The 18,273-nt window shown below is 49.0% G+C and carries 15 protein-coding genes; all 15 read left to right on the forward strand.

Going from position 1 to position 18,273, the window contains the following annotated elements; all coding sequences use genetic code 11:
- Nucleotides 1-11 precede the first annotated feature (11 nt).
- The 15 genes from TX77_RS12180 to TX77_RS13930 all read left to right on the forward strand — a co-directional run bounded on the left by TX77_RS12180 (nt 12) and on the right by TX77_RS13930 (nt 18,211).
- Nucleotides 12-1,292, forward strand: a complete 1,281-nt coding sequence (locus tag TX77_RS12180) for an aminotransferase class V-fold PLP-dependent enzyme (protein WP_044505355.1) — start codon at nt 12-14, stop codon at nt 1,290-1,292.
- 19 nt (nt 1,293-1,311) lie between these two features.
- A complete protein-coding gene (locus TX77_RS12185) occupies nt 1,312-2,661 on the forward strand; it encodes a dicarboxylate/amino acid:cation symporter (RefSeq protein ID WP_044505356.1) in 1,350 nt (449 codons plus the stop codon).
- A gap of 9 nt (nt 2,662-2,670) precedes the next feature.
- Nucleotides 2,671-3,843, forward strand: coding sequence for a pyridoxal phosphate-dependent aminotransferase (locus TX77_RS12190; protein ID WP_044505357.1), 1,173 nt, complete (start codon nt 2,671-2,673; stop codon nt 3,841-3,843).
- Nucleotides 3,844-4,236: 393 nt separating this feature from the next.
- Complete coding sequence (locus tag TX77_RS12195; RefSeq protein ID WP_044505358.1) at nt 4,237-4,884, forward strand: GntR family transcriptional regulator; 648 nt, start codon at nt 4,237-4,239, stop codon at nt 4,882-4,884.
- Between the two features lie 634 nt (nt 4,885-5,518).
- Nucleotides 5,519-8,926, forward strand: coding sequence for a PD-(D/E)XK nuclease family protein (locus TX77_RS12200; protein ID WP_044505359.1), 3,408 nt, complete (start codon nt 5,519-5,521; stop codon nt 8,924-8,926).
- Complete coding sequence (addA, locus tag TX77_RS12205; protein WP_044505360.1) at nt 8,913-12,536, forward strand: helicase-exonuclease AddAB subunit AddA; 3,624 nt, start codon at nt 8,913-8,915, stop codon at nt 12,534-12,536. Before TX77_RS12200 ends, addA begins: the two co-directional genes overlap by 14 nt.
- A gap of 14 nt (nt 12,537-12,550) precedes the next feature.
- Nucleotides 12,551-13,210, forward strand: a complete 660-nt coding sequence (sdaAB, locus tag TX77_RS12210) for an L-serine ammonia-lyase, iron-sulfur-dependent subunit beta (protein WP_044505361.1) — start codon at nt 12,551-12,553, stop codon at nt 13,208-13,210.
- Between the two features lie 10 nt (nt 13,211-13,220).
- Nucleotides 13,221-14,105 (forward strand): L-serine ammonia-lyase, iron-sulfur-dependent, subunit alpha, encoded by an 885-nt coding sequence (gene sdaAA, locus TX77_RS12215; RefSeq protein ID WP_044505362.1) that lies wholly within the window; start codon nt 13,221-13,223, stop codon nt 14,103-14,105.
- A gap of 564 nt (nt 14,106-14,669) precedes the next feature.
- Nucleotides 14,670-14,855, forward strand: a complete 186-nt coding sequence (locus TX77_RS14210) for a hypothetical protein (protein ID WP_230198147.1) — start codon at nt 14,670-14,672, stop codon at nt 14,853-14,855.
- 53 nt (nt 14,856-14,908) lie between these two features.
- A complete protein-coding gene (locus TX77_RS12220; RefSeq protein ID WP_478211993.1) occupies nt 14,909-15,400 on the forward strand; it encodes a suppressor of fused domain protein in 492 nt (163 codons plus the stop codon).
- Between the two features lie 20 nt (nt 15,401-15,420).
- Nucleotides 15,421-15,975: an FAD binding domain-containing protein gene (locus TX77_RS12225; protein WP_230198149.1), complete on the forward strand. Its 555-nt coding sequence runs from the start codon at nt 15,421-15,423 to the stop codon at nt 15,973-15,975.
- Between the two features lie 19 nt (nt 15,976-15,994).
- Complete coding sequence (locus TX77_RS14215; RefSeq protein WP_230198150.1) at nt 15,995-16,156, forward strand: hypothetical protein; 162 nt, start codon at nt 15,995-15,997, stop codon at nt 16,154-16,156.
- Between the two features lie 22 nt (nt 16,157-16,178).
- The gene (gene yqeC, locus TX77_RS12230) at nt 16,179-16,967 is read left to right on the forward strand and encodes a selenium cofactor biosynthesis protein YqeC (RefSeq protein ID WP_044505363.1); all 789 of its coding nucleotides are present in this window, start codon (nt 16,179-16,181) and stop codon (nt 16,965-16,967) included.
- 5 nt (nt 16,968-16,972) lie between these two features.
- Nucleotides 16,973-17,878, forward strand: a complete 906-nt coding sequence (locus TX77_RS12235) for a polysaccharide deacetylase family protein (protein WP_044505364.1) — start codon at nt 16,973-16,975, stop codon at nt 17,876-17,878.
- Between the two features lie 165 nt (nt 17,879-18,043).
- The gene (locus TX77_RS13930; protein WP_176698867.1) at nt 18,044-18,211 is read left to right on the forward strand and encodes a hypothetical protein; all 168 of its coding nucleotides are present in this window, start codon (nt 18,044-18,046) and stop codon (nt 18,209-18,211) included.
- Nucleotides 18,212-18,273: the final 62 nt, after the last annotated feature.

Consider the following 18,273-nt stretch of genomic DNA (forward strand, 5'->3'; position numbering starts at 1 on the left):
GAAGAATTATCATGAACGAATACCCGAATGGCTTAGCATTTTCTGATGAAATGATTAAGGAAGTTAAAGATAAATTTTATTACGTTGATGAAGATCCCATCTTTGGGAAACGACTTTTCTTTGATAATGCAGGTGGCGCTTTTAGACTAAAAGCAGCCGTTGAAATTCAAGGAAAACTGGAAGCATTCCCGGACTGCCCGGAACGAACCCACAATATGAGCTTGAAACTCCAAGAACATATGGCAAACGGACAACGGGATATCCGAATTGTCTTCAACACACAGGAAGGATCTCTTCTTACGGGTCTTACTGCCTCGCAGGTTATGTTTAATATCGTTGGAACCATCGCAGAATCTATTGAAGGCGATAATATCGTAACGAGTGTCCTGGAACATCCGTCAGCTTTTGATGCGGCTGCATACTTTGCAGATAAGACGGGAAGAGAATTAAGAGTTGCTCAAAGTAACCAAGAAACAGGCAAGGTTGATCCCAAAGAAGTCGCCAAATTGATCGATAAAAATACGGTCCTCTTGAGCATCATGCATGCCTCAAACTTAACGGGTGCAATTTTTGATATCGAAGAAATTGTTAAAGAAGCCCGCAAGATTAAACCGGATTTATATATTGTTGTAGACGCCGTTCAACATGCTCCTCATGGTCGAATCGATATCGATCGGTTAAAAATCGATGGCTTAAACATCGGACCGTATAAATTCTTCGGCTGCAGAGGATCGGGCATCGGCTGGGTATCTGACCGAGTTTCTCATTTGAGACATATTAAATTGATTCATAAAGATGAAAAAGTATGGGCACTGGGAACTCCGACTCCGGCGCAGTTTGCATCCATGACTGCAATCGTTGATTATGTTGCTTGGATTGGGTCGAAATTCACAGATCAGACAGATCGAAAGGCCTTGTTTGAAGAAGGGATTAAACGGATTAAACTTCAAGAACGAGCACTGCTCTATAGACTTCTGGAAGGTACGGACAAAATCAAAGGCCTTAGACACCAAGATAATGTGATTGTATTTATTGATAATAAAGATTTGACTTCCAGAGATTTGATTGTCGGTGTTGGCTTTAAGAATTTACCCTGTGCTGATGCTGCCAAAGAACTGGAAAAAAGAGGCGTTATTGTAGCTCCGCGGTTAGAAACGAGTGAGTATGCGAAACGTATGCTCGAATCCTTCTCTATCAAAGATGGTGTCCTTCGAGTATCGCCGCTGCACTGCAATTCTTTGGAAGACATTGATAAATTCCTTGAAATCGCTCAGGAAGTTGCCAAGCTGTAAGTGAAATTGAGAGGCTCATATGGGAAAAAATAAAGAATCTTCTATGATCAAAAAAATGAGCATCGCGCTAATATCTGCTTTTATAGTAGGTATTGGCGTAATGCTCCTAAAGGTCCATTTGAACAACACTGGAAATGCTGCCATTTGGGACATCATCGATGCAATCTTTTTCGTCGATATAAGGGAGCCTGGTGCCAGCGGGCTTGGGATATTGTTTTTAGTCGGCCAAGTTTTTCTTAAGGGCTTGCAGCTGTCCATTATTCCACTGGTATTTACCTCTCTGGCCTTGGCCATGAGCAGTATCACGGACTTAAAGAAACTGGGAAGAATTGCTTTTAAAACAGTATTCACCTTTATGGGGTTATATGTCTGTGCCGCTGTCATTGCCGGCAGCGTAGGTATGTTTGCCGTACAGACTGGAATTTTCCAATTCGGAGCAGGTTTAACTGCAGGAAGTGCTTCAGATGTGCAGTTGGTAGAAACTGCGAATCCCTTGGCTACCATTTTAGCGTTTGTACCGGAAAATGCAGTTTTTGCATTCAGCAGTAACCAGTCCATCTTTGCAGTGGTATTCATCGCTGTAGTCATTGGTGTATCTATCGGATTTTTGGGATCCAAAGTTGCAACTTTAAAAAAATTAATTGAAGATTTAAATGAAATCGTTGCAATTTGTCTGGATGTTTTGATGAATAAGATGGCACCCTATGCAATCTTTGCTTTGATTGTTCGGGCCTTTGCTCTCTATGGTTTTGATCAAATCAGACCGGTCCTGACTTACATATCCGTAACGATCGTGACCTTGATTTTCTTCTTGCTTGTTGCATATCCGGTCATCATTGCTGCAGTTACAAAACTCAATCCAAAGAAGTTCATGAAAGAACTGATCCAACCGGTTTTGATTGCCTTTTCAGCGGCTGCTAGTGCACCAGCCCTTCCCTTGAATATAAAAATCAACCAGGAAAAGTTTGGTGTCAGCGGTGAAATTGCAAACTTTGTTCTTCCTCTCGGAATGACAATCAACATGAATGGCACAAGCATTATGCATATTATCGGAACGATATTTATTGCTACCGTGTCGGGCTACCATGTAACTTTGGGACAAGTAGCACTCATGGGGCTCCTATCCATGCTGGCCGCTGCCGGAACACCTTCAATACCCGCAGCAGGAACGGTATTACTGTTTACCGTTGTAAATGGGTTAGGTTTTACCAATGATACGGCCTTGTTAACCTATTCACTGATATTGGCCATCAATAAACCGGTAGAAATGGTTTTGACACCGCTCAATATCGTCGGCGATGCAGCTACATCGGTCATGGTTGCAAAATCAGAGGGAGAATTAGATACGCAAATCTATAAGAGTGCATAGGAGGATATCATGAAAAATTTTAAATTTGCAGATAGGATGAATAACATTGGAACAGAAAAAGCCTTTGAAGTTTTGGCTAAGTGTAGAAAATTAGAGGCCAAGGGCGCCGACATTATTCACCTTCAAATTGGCGAGCCCGATTTTGCCACTCCGCAAAACATCGTAGAAGCCGGCAGACAAGCTCTGAAAGATGGCTACACGCATTACACGCCTAATGCCGGGATGATGGATGTCAGAGAAGCCATTGCAGAATATGCTAAAAAAACTAAAAATATCGACACCAATGCGGAGGAAGTCATTATCGTTCCCGGCGGGAAACCCATCATGTTTTATACCTTTATGGCGCTGGTCAATCCGGGCGATGAAGTCATTTATCCCAATCCGGGTTATCCTATCTATGAATCCTTAATCCGTTTTACCGGAGCCAAGGCGGTTCCCATGCCATTGGTTGAAAAAAATGATTTTAGGGTTGATATTGAAGATTTAAAAAGTAAAATCAATGATAAGACAAAATTAATTGTTCTGAACTCGCCGGCCAACCCTACGGGCGGAGTCCTGACTGAAGAAGATATGAAGAATATTGCCGACTTAGTTCGAGGCAAAGATATCTATATCTTATCTGATGAAATTTATGAAAGAATTAGTTATGGTGTGAAACCGACCTCTATCGCAAGTATTGAAGGAATGAAAGATCAAACTATCATCCTGGACGGTTTTTCAAAAACCTATGCCATGACAGGTTGGCGGGCCGGATATGGTATCATGCATCCCTTGATTGGCGAAAAAGTTGAAAAATTAGTTGCCAACGTAACCTCGAACACGGCTGCATTCACGCAAAGAGCATTGAAAGAAGCCCTGGAAGGACCTCAAGACGATGTCGATAAGATGGTCGCTGAATTTAAGAGAAGAAGAGACCTGATCGTTGCCGGGCTGAATTCCATTGATGGAATCAGTTGCAAAACGCCGCAAGGTGCCTTCTATGTATTCCCCAATATTACTAAACTCAACATGAGTTCAGAAGAAGTGGCAGACTACTTGCTGGAAGAAGCCAATGTTGCCGTACTGGACGGCAAATCCTTTGGTGAATACGGTGAAGGTCATTTAAGACTCTCCTATGCAACATCGACAGAAAATATTGAAAAAGCCATTGAAAGAATTAGAAAAGCGGTAGCCAAATTATAGAAAAATATTAGCCAGCTATAGTCCTCCTTAGGGTTTTAACGGATGTCCGTCAAGCAGCAGCTCGAAAAAGTACAATTTAGATCTTGTTTAGGGATTCGTAAAGGCTCTGCTGCGGTGACTGGGTCTAATGTTAGAGGGGCATTGAGATAAATTGCCCCTCTAAAATGTTAGATTTAGGAATCAACTTTTGCGAATGATTCAACGATTCTATTAAAGTCTTGTATAGCTTTATTATTAAAGCAGCTGTCTTTTTCACCGTATTTCATTGTTTTGAACAGAAAATAGGTTGATTTTAGAAAATAGTTTCTGATTATGATATTGATAATAAATTTGTTATAATATTAAGTGACAACTTGTCTATGATGTTAGTACTAACTTATTTAGGAGTATGCTTTGAAAAAAGAAAGAGAAACTCTCACCGAGAAAGCTTATCGGATCATAAAAAATGACATTTTATATGGTAAATTTAAACAGAACGAGGTAATCAGCATCAATGCCTTGAGTGATGAACTTGGTATAAGTCGGACTCCCATTACCAATGCCTTTCAAAAATTGGAATTAGAGGATTTTGTAACCGTACTTCCGAAACAGGGGGTTTTTGTAAAACCGATTACAATAACGGAAACCCGAGAAATCTATGAATTGAGGGCTGCCATAGAAACCTTTTCTGCTAAAAGAGCTTTCGACATGATTAATGAGGAAAACATTGAATGGCTAAAAGAAAGTGTAAAGAAGCAAAAGAAATTTCTAGACGATGAAAATTATCAATCCTTTATGGTAGAGGATGTGGATTTTCATAAGTATATCTTAGACATTTACAAAAATAGCAAATTTAAAAATATCATTGACAATTTATATAATAAGGCCTTGATGCTTGGAATCATCGGAAGTGAAATGGAAGGTCGAGCCATTGCAGCTATCCATGAGCATGAGCAAATCATTGAGTCACTAGAGAAAAAGGATAAGGAATCTTTTGTGACGGCTATTGAGGATAATGTCATAAATGGTTATGTCAATTTGACAGGGAATTATAAAAAATAGTAAGAGGTTGATTGTATAATGAATTCGGCTATATGAGCCGATTAAGTCCTTTCCATTAGATGAAACGTGAATTTGATTGACCTGAGGAATCCCTTTCAGAACTTACGATAGGCGCATATCCGTGTTCGTTCTTTGAATGAGGTATGAATGAAAACTAGAACGACCTTCTCCGATAATTCATTGTTTAAACGGAGCTGACGCAGTGATAATAACGTTCGTCTAGCTGACTCGAATGCTGGACTAACGAATTACATCCCCATATATTGGCTTACAACGATATTGCATTGAAGCTTCAGACCGAAGTGTCTCGGGTGTCCTCATGGTATTGCGGTCTACCTGTCTATTTCTTTCACCGATGCCTAGTCCCAGTGGAAAGACTTTCGATAAAAAAGTAAGAGACATATCTATACGCCTTCGGTTCTTGGTGGTAGTTGAGAGAACGGATAGGAGTAGATATGTCTTATTTTATATGAAATAGAGGCACTTATGAATCGAATGTGTCTATAAGGCGCCAACATTCAATAGGACCTATTTTTTTATTTGTTTGTCTGAGGATACGATAATTTATCAGTCCGTTTCCAGTGGAAATCGGGTATAATAGGGGTAGATCAGATTGGCGTAAGGAGGCACTTTTATGGCAGTTACCATTTTAATGGGCAAGGCCGGAAGCGGCAAATCGTCCCAATGTTTTAAAGAGCTGCAGGACTGGGAAGCAGGGGGCGGAAAGGCGATGCTCCTAGTCCCGGACCAGGCGACATACGGCGCTGAACGGCGGTTGGCTGAACACGCTAAAGGGCGGGGCTTTGTGGGAACACAGGTCGTCGGCTTCTCCCGATTAGCCTACAATGTGTTTCAAGAGCAAGGCCTTTCCCATGCATCGCTGTCAGAGTTGGCTCGGAAGATTATTTTACAGCGCTTGCTTCACAAGGGCGAAAAAGATTTTTCCCTCTTGCAGACAGCTGCCAGACAGCCTAATTTTGCCGATACGGCCGGTCGATTTTTAGGGGAATGCCGTTCTTTCTGTGTATCCCCGGATGACCTGCGTAAAGCGGCTGAATCTGTTTCCAGTACGACCTTATCCCATAAGCTCCAGGATATGGCCTTATTATACGAGATGTATCAGGCCTTTTTAAGCGACCATTTTGGATCAGCTGATGATACCATGACGCTATTGGCGAAGACCGTCGATAAGGATTCGTTTTTGCAGGGCGCCCGCGTTTGGGTCGATGGGTTCCAATGGTTTACGCCGCAGCAGATGAATATTTTACAACAAATCGAAGCGGTGACCGACCGATTGACCATTACCTTGACCATCGATGCCGACCACCTTTTGCAGCAGCGGCGGGAAACAGCCCTCTTTCATCGGGCCTATGAGGTATACCGCGATTTACAGCGCCTCTTTCCGCATCTGGAAACGGCCGTCGTCCCGGAACAGCCACCGAAAACCTTGACGGCCTTTCAGGAGGACTTCTTCCAAGTTGTTCCGGCGGTACAGTCCCATCCGGTATCGGCCCTATCCATCTGGGAATGTCAGGATAAAGACGGTGAAATAGAAAATATTGCTCGGGAAATCCTCTGCCAGTGCCGCAAGGGACGGCGGTTCCGCGATTTTCTTATCCTGGCTCGGTCGAGCGACATGTACCACCATCGGATGGAACGCATCTTTCGCCGTTACGGGATTCCCTGTTTCAGCGATTATCGGCGTCCCATGACCAGCCATCCGGCCGCCGAGGCCATTTCGGCACTGCTCAGTGTTTTTCGCAGCCGCTGGTCTCATGAGGCCTTGTTCCGCCTGCTTAAAAGCGACCTCTTTCCCATCAGCCGCCGAGATGTCGATGACTTGGAGAACTATTGTCTGGCCTACGGCATACAAGGCTATCATTGGCTGAGTGGAAAGGCGTGGAACTATGGCCGTCGTCATGAAGGGCAAGCCATTATTGAGGAACGCGAAGAAGTTCAGCTCCAGCGGATTCAAGCCATCTGTCAAACCGTGCGGGATATCTTGATGCCGGCTTGGGAGGCATCTCAGGAGGTACACCGCCTCCGCGATTGGTGTACCTTACTGTATCAATGGCTGCGGACTCTCGGCGTCCCGGCTGCCCTTTCTCGCTGGCAGGAAGACAATGAAGCGGCGGGGCAGACCGAAGCCGGAAAAGAGCACGAACAGGTTTGGAAAAGAATAATGGATTTTCTTACGGAAATCGTCGACTTCTGTGGTGACGATGTAACCGATATCGATGAATTTTCTCAGATTATCGAGGGCGGCTTGGCAACGCTTAAATTCAGCCTCATTCCGCCGACTTTGGATCATGTAACCCTTACCTCAGTCGAACGAGGATATACGATGCAGGCACCGGTCGTCTTTTTATGCGGCGTCAACGACGGTATTTTTCCGCAGCACAGTAGTGAAGAAGGGCTGTTCAGTGATAAGGAACGGCGCAGTCTGGCTGATCTCGGCATCGTTCTCGGGCCGGGAAGCCGGTTTCGTTCCTTCCAGGAACGGTTCCTGTTCTATTTGGCAGCGACCCGGGCCCGTGAACGCTTTGTCCTTTCCTATATGGTAGCCGACGATGACGGCAGTGCTGTGGAAAAGTCGTCGTGGATTCATCAACTCTGTGATAAGGGATATGTAGAAGATATCATTCGCCGGGATGATTCGATGGATTTTTCTCAGGATGAAAAGCCGGTTTTGGCCCTGCCGGCGGGACTTCATTACTTGCCCGGTCAGCTGCGGCCGGCCTTAGCGGGGCAGGCCGTGGACGATACGTGGTGGGCCCTCTATGACTGGGCCTTTAAGCATGGCTGGCACCATCAGGCCGTACGGGCTGTCCAGGGACTCTTCCATAGGAACTTACCGGTAACACTGCCGGCTAACCTCGTACGCCGCTTATTTGCACCGGATGGTGTTTTGCGCGGGTCGGTTACGAAATTTGAACAGTATCGGAACTGCCCTTTTGCGTACTTTTCCCGCTATGGACTTAATCTTGAAGAACGGCGGCGCTATCAGTTTGCCGCCCCGGACCTGGGGATGCTCGTCCATGGGGCGCTGCGCATTATCGGTGAAAAATTGCTTCGAGAAAAGAAGCAGTGGCAGGATATTCCCGACGACGAGGTGCCGGCGATTTGCCGTCAGGCGACGGATGAGTTGGCACCGCAGGTCCAGCACGACATCCTTATGTCGAATGCTTACTTTTCACAGATCAAAGAGCGACTCATCCAAACGCTGACTCGCACGGTCCGCCGTCTCTGTGCTTTCAGTGCCGCCTCGGGATTCCGGATGACGGGTCTGGAAAAATCCTTCGGCCGCCCCGGAAGTCCTTGGGAAGCCCTTCATTTTACCTTGGAAAATGGCCTCGACGTCGTCGTTACCGGTCAAATCGACCGCATCGATATGCTGCGCCAGGACAATCGTACGTATGTCGTCGTCATAGACTATAAATCGGGGCGGAAACAGCTTGATATCAGTCAAATTTTTATGGGACTGGAGCTGCAGCTCTTGACCTATATGTTTGTCGCCCTGCTCAATATTGGCGATGATGCCGTTCCGGCAGCCGTGCTCTACTGCTACGTCCGTAATGACAAAGTGTCGTTGTCGTATCGTATCGATGAGGCCGATAAAAAGAAGGAGTACGATGCTAAGGGCAAATTGACCGGATTTTACCTGAATGACGGCGACGTCATGAAACAATTGGATCGGTCCATGGAAGGCTTTTCGGACTTTTTGAACTTACGATTGAAGAAGGACGGCACCTTAAGTGACTCATCGAAGACAATCTACGACGAGGCCGGTTGGAGTCACCTCCTGGCTTGGGCTTCACAGAAACTTCAGGATTTGGCCGGCGGCATCGGTGATGGCGATATTTCCATTCATCCGGTCATGCTGAAGCAGCAGACACCGTGTCAGTACTGTCCGTATCGGGCCGTTTGCCGCTTCGACCTTTCGATGGTCGGTAATACTTACGATGCAGCCGGCAAGGAAGATACGGATGACATGATACGGACTATTTTTGACAGAGGAGATGACGACCATGGCGTGGACTAATGAACAGCAGGCGGCTATTGACAGCCGAAAACAAACCTTGCTCCTGTCGGCTGCGGCCGGTTCGGGGAAGACGGCCGTCCTGGTCGAGCGTATGATTCGCCGCCTGTTGGATAAGACCTATCCCATTGACATTACGGAACTGTTGGTCGTTACCTTTACCAACGCCGCTGCGGCTGAAATGAGGGACCGTGTCGGACAAGCGCTGATGAAAGCTTTGTCAGAGACGAAGGATCCGCGAATCGAACGGCAGCTGGCCTTATTGCCGTCGGCTCATATTTCGACACTTCATTCATTCTGTCAGTACGTCATTCGCAAGTATTTCTATACTATCGACTTGGACCCGACCTTTTCCATTGCCGGTCAGGAAGAATTGAATCTCCTGCGCCGCCAAGTACTATCGGACGTCTTTTTGTCTTACTACGAAGACGAGGACCGGGCGGCCATTCTCTATCCCTTGGCAGATATGTTCGGTAGTGACCGCGGCGATGACGTCCTGATGGATACGGTAAGCCGCATGTATACCTATGCCCGCAGTTTGGCTTGGCCGGAACACTGGCTGAAAGCGTCGGCACTGGCTTATGAAACTGGCCCTGATACGATCCTCGATGACCTTCCCTGGGTACAGCCGGTAAAAGATTTTGTGCAGCGAGTTCTAAAAAAGGATATTTCCCTTTATGAACGCGCCTTGTATCATCTGAGACAGCGAGATGCTTTTTCGGCGGCTTGCGATCAGTTTTCATCGGAGCAGGAGTCGCTAAAAGCGGCTGCCGGTGAAAGTCGTTGGGACGATTTAAGATGCCGCATCAATGCCGTTGAATTTTCTCGCTTAAAGACGCTGCGCGGCTTATCGGATGACGACAAGGCCGTTTGGGAGCAGTGTAAGGCCTTGCGGGACAGTGTCAAGAAAGACGTTACGAAAACACTGCAGCCCGTCTATTTTTCGGCATCATCGGAAGACTGGCTGGACGGAATCCGTGCCATGAAGCCGATCATGGACGGTTTGGTCACGCTGACCTTGGATTTTTCCAAAGCCTTTTCGGCGGCGAAACGGGAGAAGGGATGGCTCGATTTCAGTGATCTTGAACATCTGTGCTTAAAAATCCTTCTCAGTCCCGAAGCTACGCCGGACAATCCGATACGCTCGGCGGCAGCCGAAGAATTGCGCAGTCAGTATGAAGAAGTCCTCATCGACGAGTATCAGGATACGAATGGCGTACAGGAATTGATTGCTCGCCTCGTTTCGTCTGATGACAATCGTTTTATGGTAGGTGATATCAAGCAGAGCATCTATCGCTTCCGCTTGGCCGATCCGACGCTGTTCATGGATAAATACCGCACGTTCAGCCGCGATGCCGAGGCCCGTCAGCGATGCATCGACTTGGGGCGGAACTTTCGCAGTGTACCCCTTGTTCTCGATGCGGTAAACGATGTCTTTTCCAGAGTCATGACGATGGATGCAGCCGGCATGGATTATGGTGAAAGAGAGAAGCTCTACGCCGGTCGGACGGCGCCGGAAGATTCATCTTGGCTGGGCGGCCCGCCGGAAGTCGATTTAGTCGACACGTCCGGTGACAATGAAGGACTGACGGCCTTTGAACAGGAAGCGCGTTTTGTGGCTTCCCGTATCCGTGAACTCTTGGAAAGCGGCAAGATGGCGGCCCGAAAAGACGGGACCTTAGAGCCCTTATCGTATCGCCATATCGTCATCCTCGTCCGGTCGATGAAAAATAAAGCCGATAAATTGATTGAGGCCCTTCAGGAACGGGGCATCCCGTCATATGCCGAGCAGCGAGGCGGCTATTTCGCCGCTGTTGAAGTCCAGGTCATGCTGGCTCTTTTACGCTGTATCGATAATCCGGAGCAGGACCTTCCCATGGCCGCCGTTTTGCGTTCACCCTTGGTCGGACTCGATGAGACGGCCTTAGCCGAATTGCGCCTTATGGGCGACGAGACGTTGTGGCAGAATTTGCCGGCCTTTTCCGACTCCCTTGACGAGGCGGATCCGTTGAAAGAAGATATCGATGATTTTATCAGTCATTTTGAAGAATGGCGCACCTACAGTCGTCGCCAAGGCGTTGCTGAACTTATTCAGCGGCTTTATGCCGATACGGCCTACGTCGACTTCGTCGGCGCCATGCCTGGCGGTGACCTTCGTCAGGCCAACCTGAAGGCCCTCTATGACCGGGCACAGCAATACGAAGATGCCGGATTCCGCGGCCTTTTCCGCTATTTGCAGCTCATCGATAAGATGATGGAAGACGGACTCGATCTGGCGCCGGCTAAGGTCGTCAGTGAAAAAGAAGACGTCGTCCGTATCATGAGCATTCATCAGAGCAAGGGTCTCGAATTCCCCGTCGTCATCGTCGCCGACATGGGAAAAGAATTCAATCGCAAGGATCTGCAGGAACCGATTCTCTTCCACAATGAGCTGGGAATCGGCCTTAAGCAGTATGATTCGACGTGGCGAATGTTTTATCCGACCCTCATCTGGAGCGGCATTGAAGCGAAACTTCGCTGGGAAGGGACGGCCGAAGAAGAAAGGGTACTCTATGTAGCCATGACCCGGGCCCGGGATCAGCTGATCCTCATTGGGCATGATTCTAAAGCAGCCGATCATTGGGCGCGCTGGGCTGACGGACTCGATCCGGCTCAGGGCAATTCGTACTTTGATTGGGTCATGCCTACGGTGGCGGCCTATTTTGGAAACCAGGTCAATGCTGAAACTATCCGAGCCGGGGCGTTCTGGCAAGGGGACCGTTGGCAGCTTCACATCGTCTCTTCGGAAGCGGCTCCCGGTCTGACGGAAGAAGTCCTGGCCGGTGAGCCCCGGTTAGAGGCCCTGCGCCGCGGGGATATGACCGATACGCCTATTCCCGATTGGCTCGATCGGCAGTTGTCCTGGCAGTACGCCTTCCCTAAGGCCGTTACGACAGCTGCCAAGTTTTCTGTATCTGAAGTCAAGCGAAGGTATCATGAGCTGCAGAGTGAAGAACTGGCTGAAGAGAATGGGTTGGCCCTTTCTCCGGTCACGATTCTTCCACCGGAGCATGAAGCTCAGAACCCCTTCGACGATCTGCCGCCCTGGCTGGCAGATGAAGGGGACGGTGTCAGCGGAGCTCAGCGCGGTACAGCACTTCACAAGGCTATGCAGTATATTACGCCGGCTGCCGATCATACAGAAGGGTCGCTTCGCCGGGAATTGGCGACCTTCGTTCGACGAGGCATCTTCAGTCCGGAAGAATCTTCACTGATATATGTTCCGGTCTTAGCTTCTTTTTGGCGGTCCTCTCTGGGACGACGGATGGCGGCCTCGCCAGAGCTGCACCGTGAATATCCCTTTACGGTTCTGTTGGCCGGAGGACCCTTGACGGAGATCGAAGGGGGAGAACGCTTTTTGATTCAAGGCATCATCGACTGTTTATTCCGCGAAGACGACGGCTGGGTTCTCGTCGACTATAAGTCGGACCGGTTGGAACAAGATGATGATTTTAAGGAGCGGTATGCCGTCCAACTGGCTTTGTACAAACAGGCTGTTGAGCAGATTACAGGGATTCCCGTCCGGGAAACCTATATTTATAGTTTTCATTTACAGCGTGAAATTATGATGTAAAAGGAGGTTTTCTCATGGGTGTTTTTGATGTTGTCGGGCCGGTTATGATCGGGCCATCCAGTTCCCACACGGCAGGGGCTGCCCGCATCGGGCTCATGGCCCGAGAGATTTTGAAAGACGAGCCGAAAAAAGCCGTCATCACCGTCTACGGTTCATTTGCTAAAACGTATAAGGGCCATGGTACCGACCGGGCGCTGGTCGCCGGCCTGCTCGGCTTTTCGGCGGATGATGTCCGCCTGAGAACGTCCTTCAGCCTGGCGGAAGAGGCGGGGCTCGAAATCGATTTTCAGCGTTCTGATGCCGAAGTCCACCATCCCAATACGGTGCGCATTGCCATGACCGGGGTTTCGGGAAGGCAGGTTGAAGTCCTCGGCGTATCTCTCGGCGGCGGTAAAATTGAAATCCGTGAAATCAACCGAGCCGAAGTGGCCTTAAATGGGGAAGAACATACACTGATTACGGTTCATCGCGACCAGCCGGGCATCATTGCCCAAGCGACGACGGTCCTGGCTATCGGCCATATCAACGTATCGAATATGCGTGTATTTCGCAGCGCTAAAAATGCAACGGCCGTCATGATCGTCTGCACGGACAGTGCCGTGCCGCCGGAGATCGTTCATATGATTGAGAACATTACGGCCATCGAAAGCGTCGTGACACTGCGTCCTATTTAGGAGGAATAAAATGTATAAATATGAATACAATAGCCTTCATGACCTGCTGACTCTGGCTGAAAAAGAAGGAACGACCTTGGCCGATATCGTCGTCCGTCATGAAGTAGAGTCATCGGAAGTTTCGGAAGAAAAAGTACGGGCCATGATGGACAGCCGCCTTGATGTTTTTCAGGAATCCATCGATGCCGGTATGAACGACCCGGGAAAATCGGTCAGCGGCCTTGTCGGCGGCGATGCCCATAAATTGGCCGGGAGCACGCCGACGCTTTTGGGAGCACTGGCCCATAAAGCCGCCATCTATGCCTTGGCGGTCAGTGAGGCGAACGCCAAGATGTTTAAAATCGTCGCCTGCCCGACGGCAGGGTCCTGCGGTATCGTTCCGGCCGTCATGATGGCCGAGGCCGAAACACTGAATATTTCCCGAGAAGCCATGGTAAACGCCTTGTTTATTGCATCGGGCATCGGCGCCGTCGTGTCTCACAATGCCACCGTTGCCGGCGCCGTCGGCGGCTGTCAGGCTGAATGTGGCACGGCAGCCGCTATGGCAGCCGCAGCGGCGGCATCCATGGCCGGCGGCAGTAACGATATGATTTTACAGGCTTTTGCCCTGTGCCTGAAAAATACCTTGGGGTTGGCCTGTGACCCCGTTGCCGGATTAGTGGAAGTACCCTGCGTCAAGCGCAATGCCGTCTTTGCCGTTGAAGCGCTGGCAGCAGCTGAAATGGCGCTGGCCGGGATTCAGAGCGTTATCCCGCCGGATGAAGTCATTGCGGCTATGGCTGAAATCGGCCGAATCATGCCGGTAGCATTAAAGGAAACGTCCGACGGGGGACTCGCTCGGACGGAAACGGGGAAGGCCATTGCTGCCCGATTGGAAAAGGCGATGGAGGCATAAAAAACGCTTTCAGGGAGATTCGGGCCATGAAAAAGACTGCCCATAGGCAGTCTTTCCGGCTCTTCCTGTACTACTCTTTTTCCCTTATCTCTGCTCGGTTTTGCGCAAGTGCCGGCTGTTCCTCGAGACGGCGGTAAATCATTCGGCATAGGCTGGCAGAAATGGGAGCATCCTTAGGCTGACAGGTAAATTCAACGATCAATTCAGCTTCGAAACGATTCAGTTCTACCCAGCGTACCTTCAATGTAAGTCATCCCTTTGCGGTTAATATAGTTCGGTTCGTTACTTCTTATTTTACTATACCGCCCGGCCTTTTACAAGACAGTTTGCGGCCCTCTGAGTTGACAATTTTGAGGTTTGTTGCTATGATATATCCCGTCAATTGAACAGGCGATACGGTCCGCAGGGAATCTCTCCGACAAGGAGGCTGGCGACTCTGAAACGGTTATCGTCATAATCGTGAAAGAGGGGGCTTCGCATTTGCGCCGCCCCTTTTTTGATTGCCAAAAGACGGAATATTTATGTTATAATGAAGTTGAGTATAACGCAAAGGGGGGAGATTCCATGAATACCTTACCGTTACAGACCGCCTGTCGGCCCCGATTTTTTTCCTTAACGGATACAAAAAAATTAATGGGCTGCACCATGAATACGGACAGGCTGTCCAACAGTATTTCCACCGCCTTTTTCCTCACCGCCGCTGGCAGGTTTTTCGAGATCCCATTGGCACACCGCTGTCCATCGATGTAGAAATCCTGTACCCGACGGAGGAAGAGCCATTTTACCTGCTTCATACCATGGGCATGAGTGCGGCGCCCATGCGCTATCCGTCCGGTAACTTTGCGGCGGCGAACGAAAGCTACAGTGAATTGTGTCTCATCCTTCCGGCTCGCTGGCCTTTTCGGCGAGAGCGGGGCCTGTCACTGAATGATAAGGCGGCCTGGCCGATTTGGCTGCTCATGGAATTGGGCCGCTTTCCCCACGTTCACGACGTATGGATGGGGTATGGCTTTTTGCTGCCCAATCGGGAAAAACCGGAGTCTTTTGCTGAGGATACAGCGCTGTCCGGCATTGTCATCGTTCAGTTTGAAGGACAGCTGGGAGGCGTTAAGATGCCCGATGGGACGGCAGTGGAACTTCTCATGCCTATCCTTTTATATAAGGAGGAAATGGATCTGTGCAGCGATATTGGCATTGACAGCTTGGTCGATGCGGTTCTCGATGAATGCGGCGGTTCCTTCCTGCTCAATAAAGATCGGCCGAATATCGCCCTCGAGGACGATACGGGGCCTTAAAGAAAGGTGGATGGACGATTGTGATTACCAGTACGACGACGCTCGTTCCAGATAGTCCGGCTGCTGCCTATGATGCCTATCGTCAGGCTGCGTCCGCTGTTTTTTTAGCGGGAACGCAGGGGTTGAAATATAGAAAAGAGCATTATGAGTTGGCCGTTGATCTATCGAAGGCCGGGCTCAGCTACATTGAAGAGGAAGGCGATGAAATCGATATCGGCGCCATGACGCCCTTATGGCAGATTAAGATTTCCCCGGTCATTCAGAAACTGGCCGGCGGTGCCGTCAGCCGTGCCATCAGTGATATTGCCGATAAAGATATTCAGCGCTACGGAACTCTTGGCGGCGTTATTTCAGGGAAAGGTGCTTTTTCCGTGTTGCTGCCGATTCTCCTGTCTCTGCACGTCGACGTGCTGCTCCAGGATAAGGGGCGCATGAGTTTAGAAGATTACCTGCAGTGCCCTCCCATGGGCGAATTGGTTACGGGTATTTCCATTGCCCGAGAAGAAGTGTATACTGCGTATAAGGCCTATCGGCGGCCGTCCCGGAGCAGCTGCCATTGCCCGGTCGGCCAGTGATGAATTGACGGAAAAGGGCATGGCGGTTAAGGAAAATGTAGCCCACTTAGCCAGTGAAGAACTGGATTTTGGGAATTTCGGTACCTGCTCGGAAGCGGAACGGCGGAGTTTGACGATTGAAATGGTTCGCAGTCTTATTAAAGCGGCTTCGAAGGGATACAGCCGTCATATTGCAAATTAGGCGTATAAAAGGGGGTTCATTCATGTTTAAAGATAATCGTTGGCGGCGTATGCTGCAGCCTGGAATTACGGCCATTGTAGGCGCCGGCGGAAAGACGACAGTATTGGAGCGTCTCGGCACGTATGGCCACGGAGGCCATTTGCCTATGATGGTCAGCAGTATCGTTCCCATGGACAGCATGCGCGTCGACAATGTCGAGCCGTTTGACGTCATCTGCACGAAAGATGTCGAAAAGGGTGAAGCTTTTTGTGCCGAACGAATCGCAGCCGGACACGTGCCGGCCTGGTTTGCCGGTCTCGATGATCAGGACTGCTATATCGGCCTTGATCCTAAGGTCATCGATGAAATCAAACAGCGTCATCCGGCTTGGTATATTCTCATCGAGGGAGATGCCGGTCGTGATAAATGGCTCAAGGCACCCCTGGCTGACGATATCCCCCTGCCTGAAAGCTGCGATACGGTCATCGGTGTCCTCAACCTGCAAATGCTGGGAAATGTCATCAGCGGTGATAAGATAGAGGGTGTCGAAACGGCGGCGGCTATCATGGGACGTCCTTGCGGTGCCGTTATTACGCCGGCCATGTTGGCTAAGCTCATCCGGCATCCGCGCGGCTTGTTCCGCGGTACGCGCTGCACGCGCATCCTTTTCTGCACGGGTTATAATTCTGTCCAGCACCGCATGACGGAAGCGCTCCTCGACGATCTTGAAGACTTCGACCTTACGGCCAGTGTCCTGGCTGACGGCTATCGAGAAACCTGCACGATACGGCAGTATATTAATTATGATAATGTAAGAAAGAAACGGATGTAGTACGAATGAAACAAACAGGAAGATTATTTTTTGGATGTATTTTGTGCGCTGCCCTGGTAACCTTGGGCTTTCTATTGAATGTCGACCGCGATGAAGTCATTGCTGCGGCGGAAGAGAGCCACGTCCCACCGGTGAAGGAAGTTTTTTCTTCAAAACCCGATGTGGCCTTCGTCGGCGACGATTTTTCTCTGCCTGCTGTGGATAATGATAAACCGGTTTATGATAAATATACGACTCGTCAGCGTCAGGAAAAAGGCCTTCCGACGACGTATGGCGGGGTGCGGGATTACTATTACGGCGACAACGTCGTGTACCTGACTTTCGATGACGGGCCGAATGATAAGAATACGCCGCGGATCTTGGAAATCCTGAAAAAAGAAAATATAAAAGCCACCTTTTTCTTGACCGGTCAGAACGTCGTCCGTTATCCTGATGTGGTCAAGCAGATTTATCAATCCGGAAATGCCATGGGGCTTCACTCCTATACCCATGATTATAAAAAAATATACCAATCGCCTAAGGCGTATATCGGTGAAATGATGGAGACCGAAGAGGCAATTTATGGTATCATCGGCGTCCGGCCGATTATCTCCCGGGCACCGGGCGGAACAAAAGGGCACTTTACCGATGCTTTTTGGCCGGCTATTGAAGAACTCGGGTATGTTGAAGTTGGTTGGAATGCCCTGACCGGCGATGCCGACGGTACCGGGAAGTCTGCCGGAAAGGCCGTTGAGAATATTAAACAGCAGCTTGAACTGCGGCCGTACCTTCACCGCCATCTGGTTATCCTTATGCATGATGCCTCGGGGCACGGTGCGACGGTCGACGCTCTGCCGGCCATCATTAAGCTCTTGAAAGACCGGGGTTATACCTTCCGCGTCGTTACGACAGCTATCCCGCCGTCCTGGTAAAAGCATACATGCTATGTGTATAAAGTATGTAAAAAATCGACCGGTTAAACGATTATCTACAAGGATTCTCATATCTATACAGAGAATCCTTGTTTTTTTAGCCTTGACAACTATCTCGTTGAGGTATACAATGACGACAACGAATTTTTAAATGAGGAGATCATTATGAATATGCCATGCTTACGTCAGGCAATTGAATACGTCTTTACTTATTTTGGCTGGGGCTACCTGTATTTTAGCGCCGGCTATTTTTGGTGCGACGAATTCAATACGACCGATGTAGACATGAGGAGACTTCTATCTGTTCCCTTGAAGCCGGCTTTAGCCGGATAAGAAAGGAACGAGGGACAGGCGAGAAATAAAGGCTTTTTGAAGCAGGCTCATGGGAGCCTGCT

This window comes from Megasphaera massiliensis (assembly GCF_000455225.1).
GTDB classification, from domain to species: domain Bacteria; phylum Bacillota; class Negativicutes; order Veillonellales; family Megasphaeraceae; genus Megasphaera; species Megasphaera massiliensis.

Bases quoted from the DNA above. Each gene is read 5' to 3' on its own strand.
- TX77_RS12220 (WP_478211993.1), top strand. From the start codon at position 14,909: ATGAGTGCGGCGCCCATGCGCTATCCGTCCGGTAACTTTGCGGCGGCG.
- TX77_RS12190 (WP_044505357.1), top strand. From the start codon at position 2,671: ATGAAAAATTTTAAATTTGCAGATAGGATGAATAACATTGGAACAGAA.
- TX77_RS14210 (WP_230198147.1), top strand. From the start codon at position 14,670: ATGAATACCTTACCGTTACAGACCGCCTGTCGGCCCCGATTTTTTTCC.
- TX77_RS12200 (WP_044505359.1), top strand. From the start codon at position 5,519: ATGGCAGTTACCATTTTAATGGGCAAGGCCGGAAGCGGCAAATCGTCC.
- sdaAB (WP_044505361.1), top strand. From the start codon at position 12,551: ATGGGTGTTTTTGATGTTGTCGGGCCGGTTATGATCGGGCCATCCAGT.
- addA (WP_044505360.1), top strand. From the start codon at position 8,913: ATGGCGTGGACTAATGAACAGCAGGCGGCTATTGACAGCCGAAAACAA.
- TX77_RS12185 (WP_044505356.1), top strand. From the start codon at position 1,312: ATGGGAAAAAATAAAGAATCTTCTATGATCAAAAAAATGAGCATCGCG.
- yqeC (WP_044505363.1), top strand. From the start codon at position 16,179: ATGTTTAAAGATAATCGTTGGCGGCGTATGCTGCAGCCTGGAATTACG.
- TX77_RS14215 (WP_230198150.1), top strand. From the start codon at position 15,995: ATGGCGGTTAAGGAAAATGTAGCCCACTTAGCCAGTGAAGAACTGGAT.
- TX77_RS13930 (WP_176698867.1), top strand. From the start codon at position 18,044: ATGAATATGCCATGCTTACGTCAGGCAATTGAATACGTCTTTACTTAT.
- sdaAA (WP_044505362.1), top strand. From the start codon at position 13,221: ATGTATAAATATGAATACAATAGCCTTCATGACCTGCTGACTCTGGCT.
- TX77_RS12235 (WP_044505364.1), top strand. From the start codon at position 16,973: ATGAAACAAACAGGAAGATTATTTTTTGGATGTATTTTGTGCGCTGCC.
- TX77_RS12180 (WP_044505355.1), top strand. From the start codon at position 12: ATGAACGAATACCCGAATGGCTTAGCATTTTCTGATGAAATGATTAAG.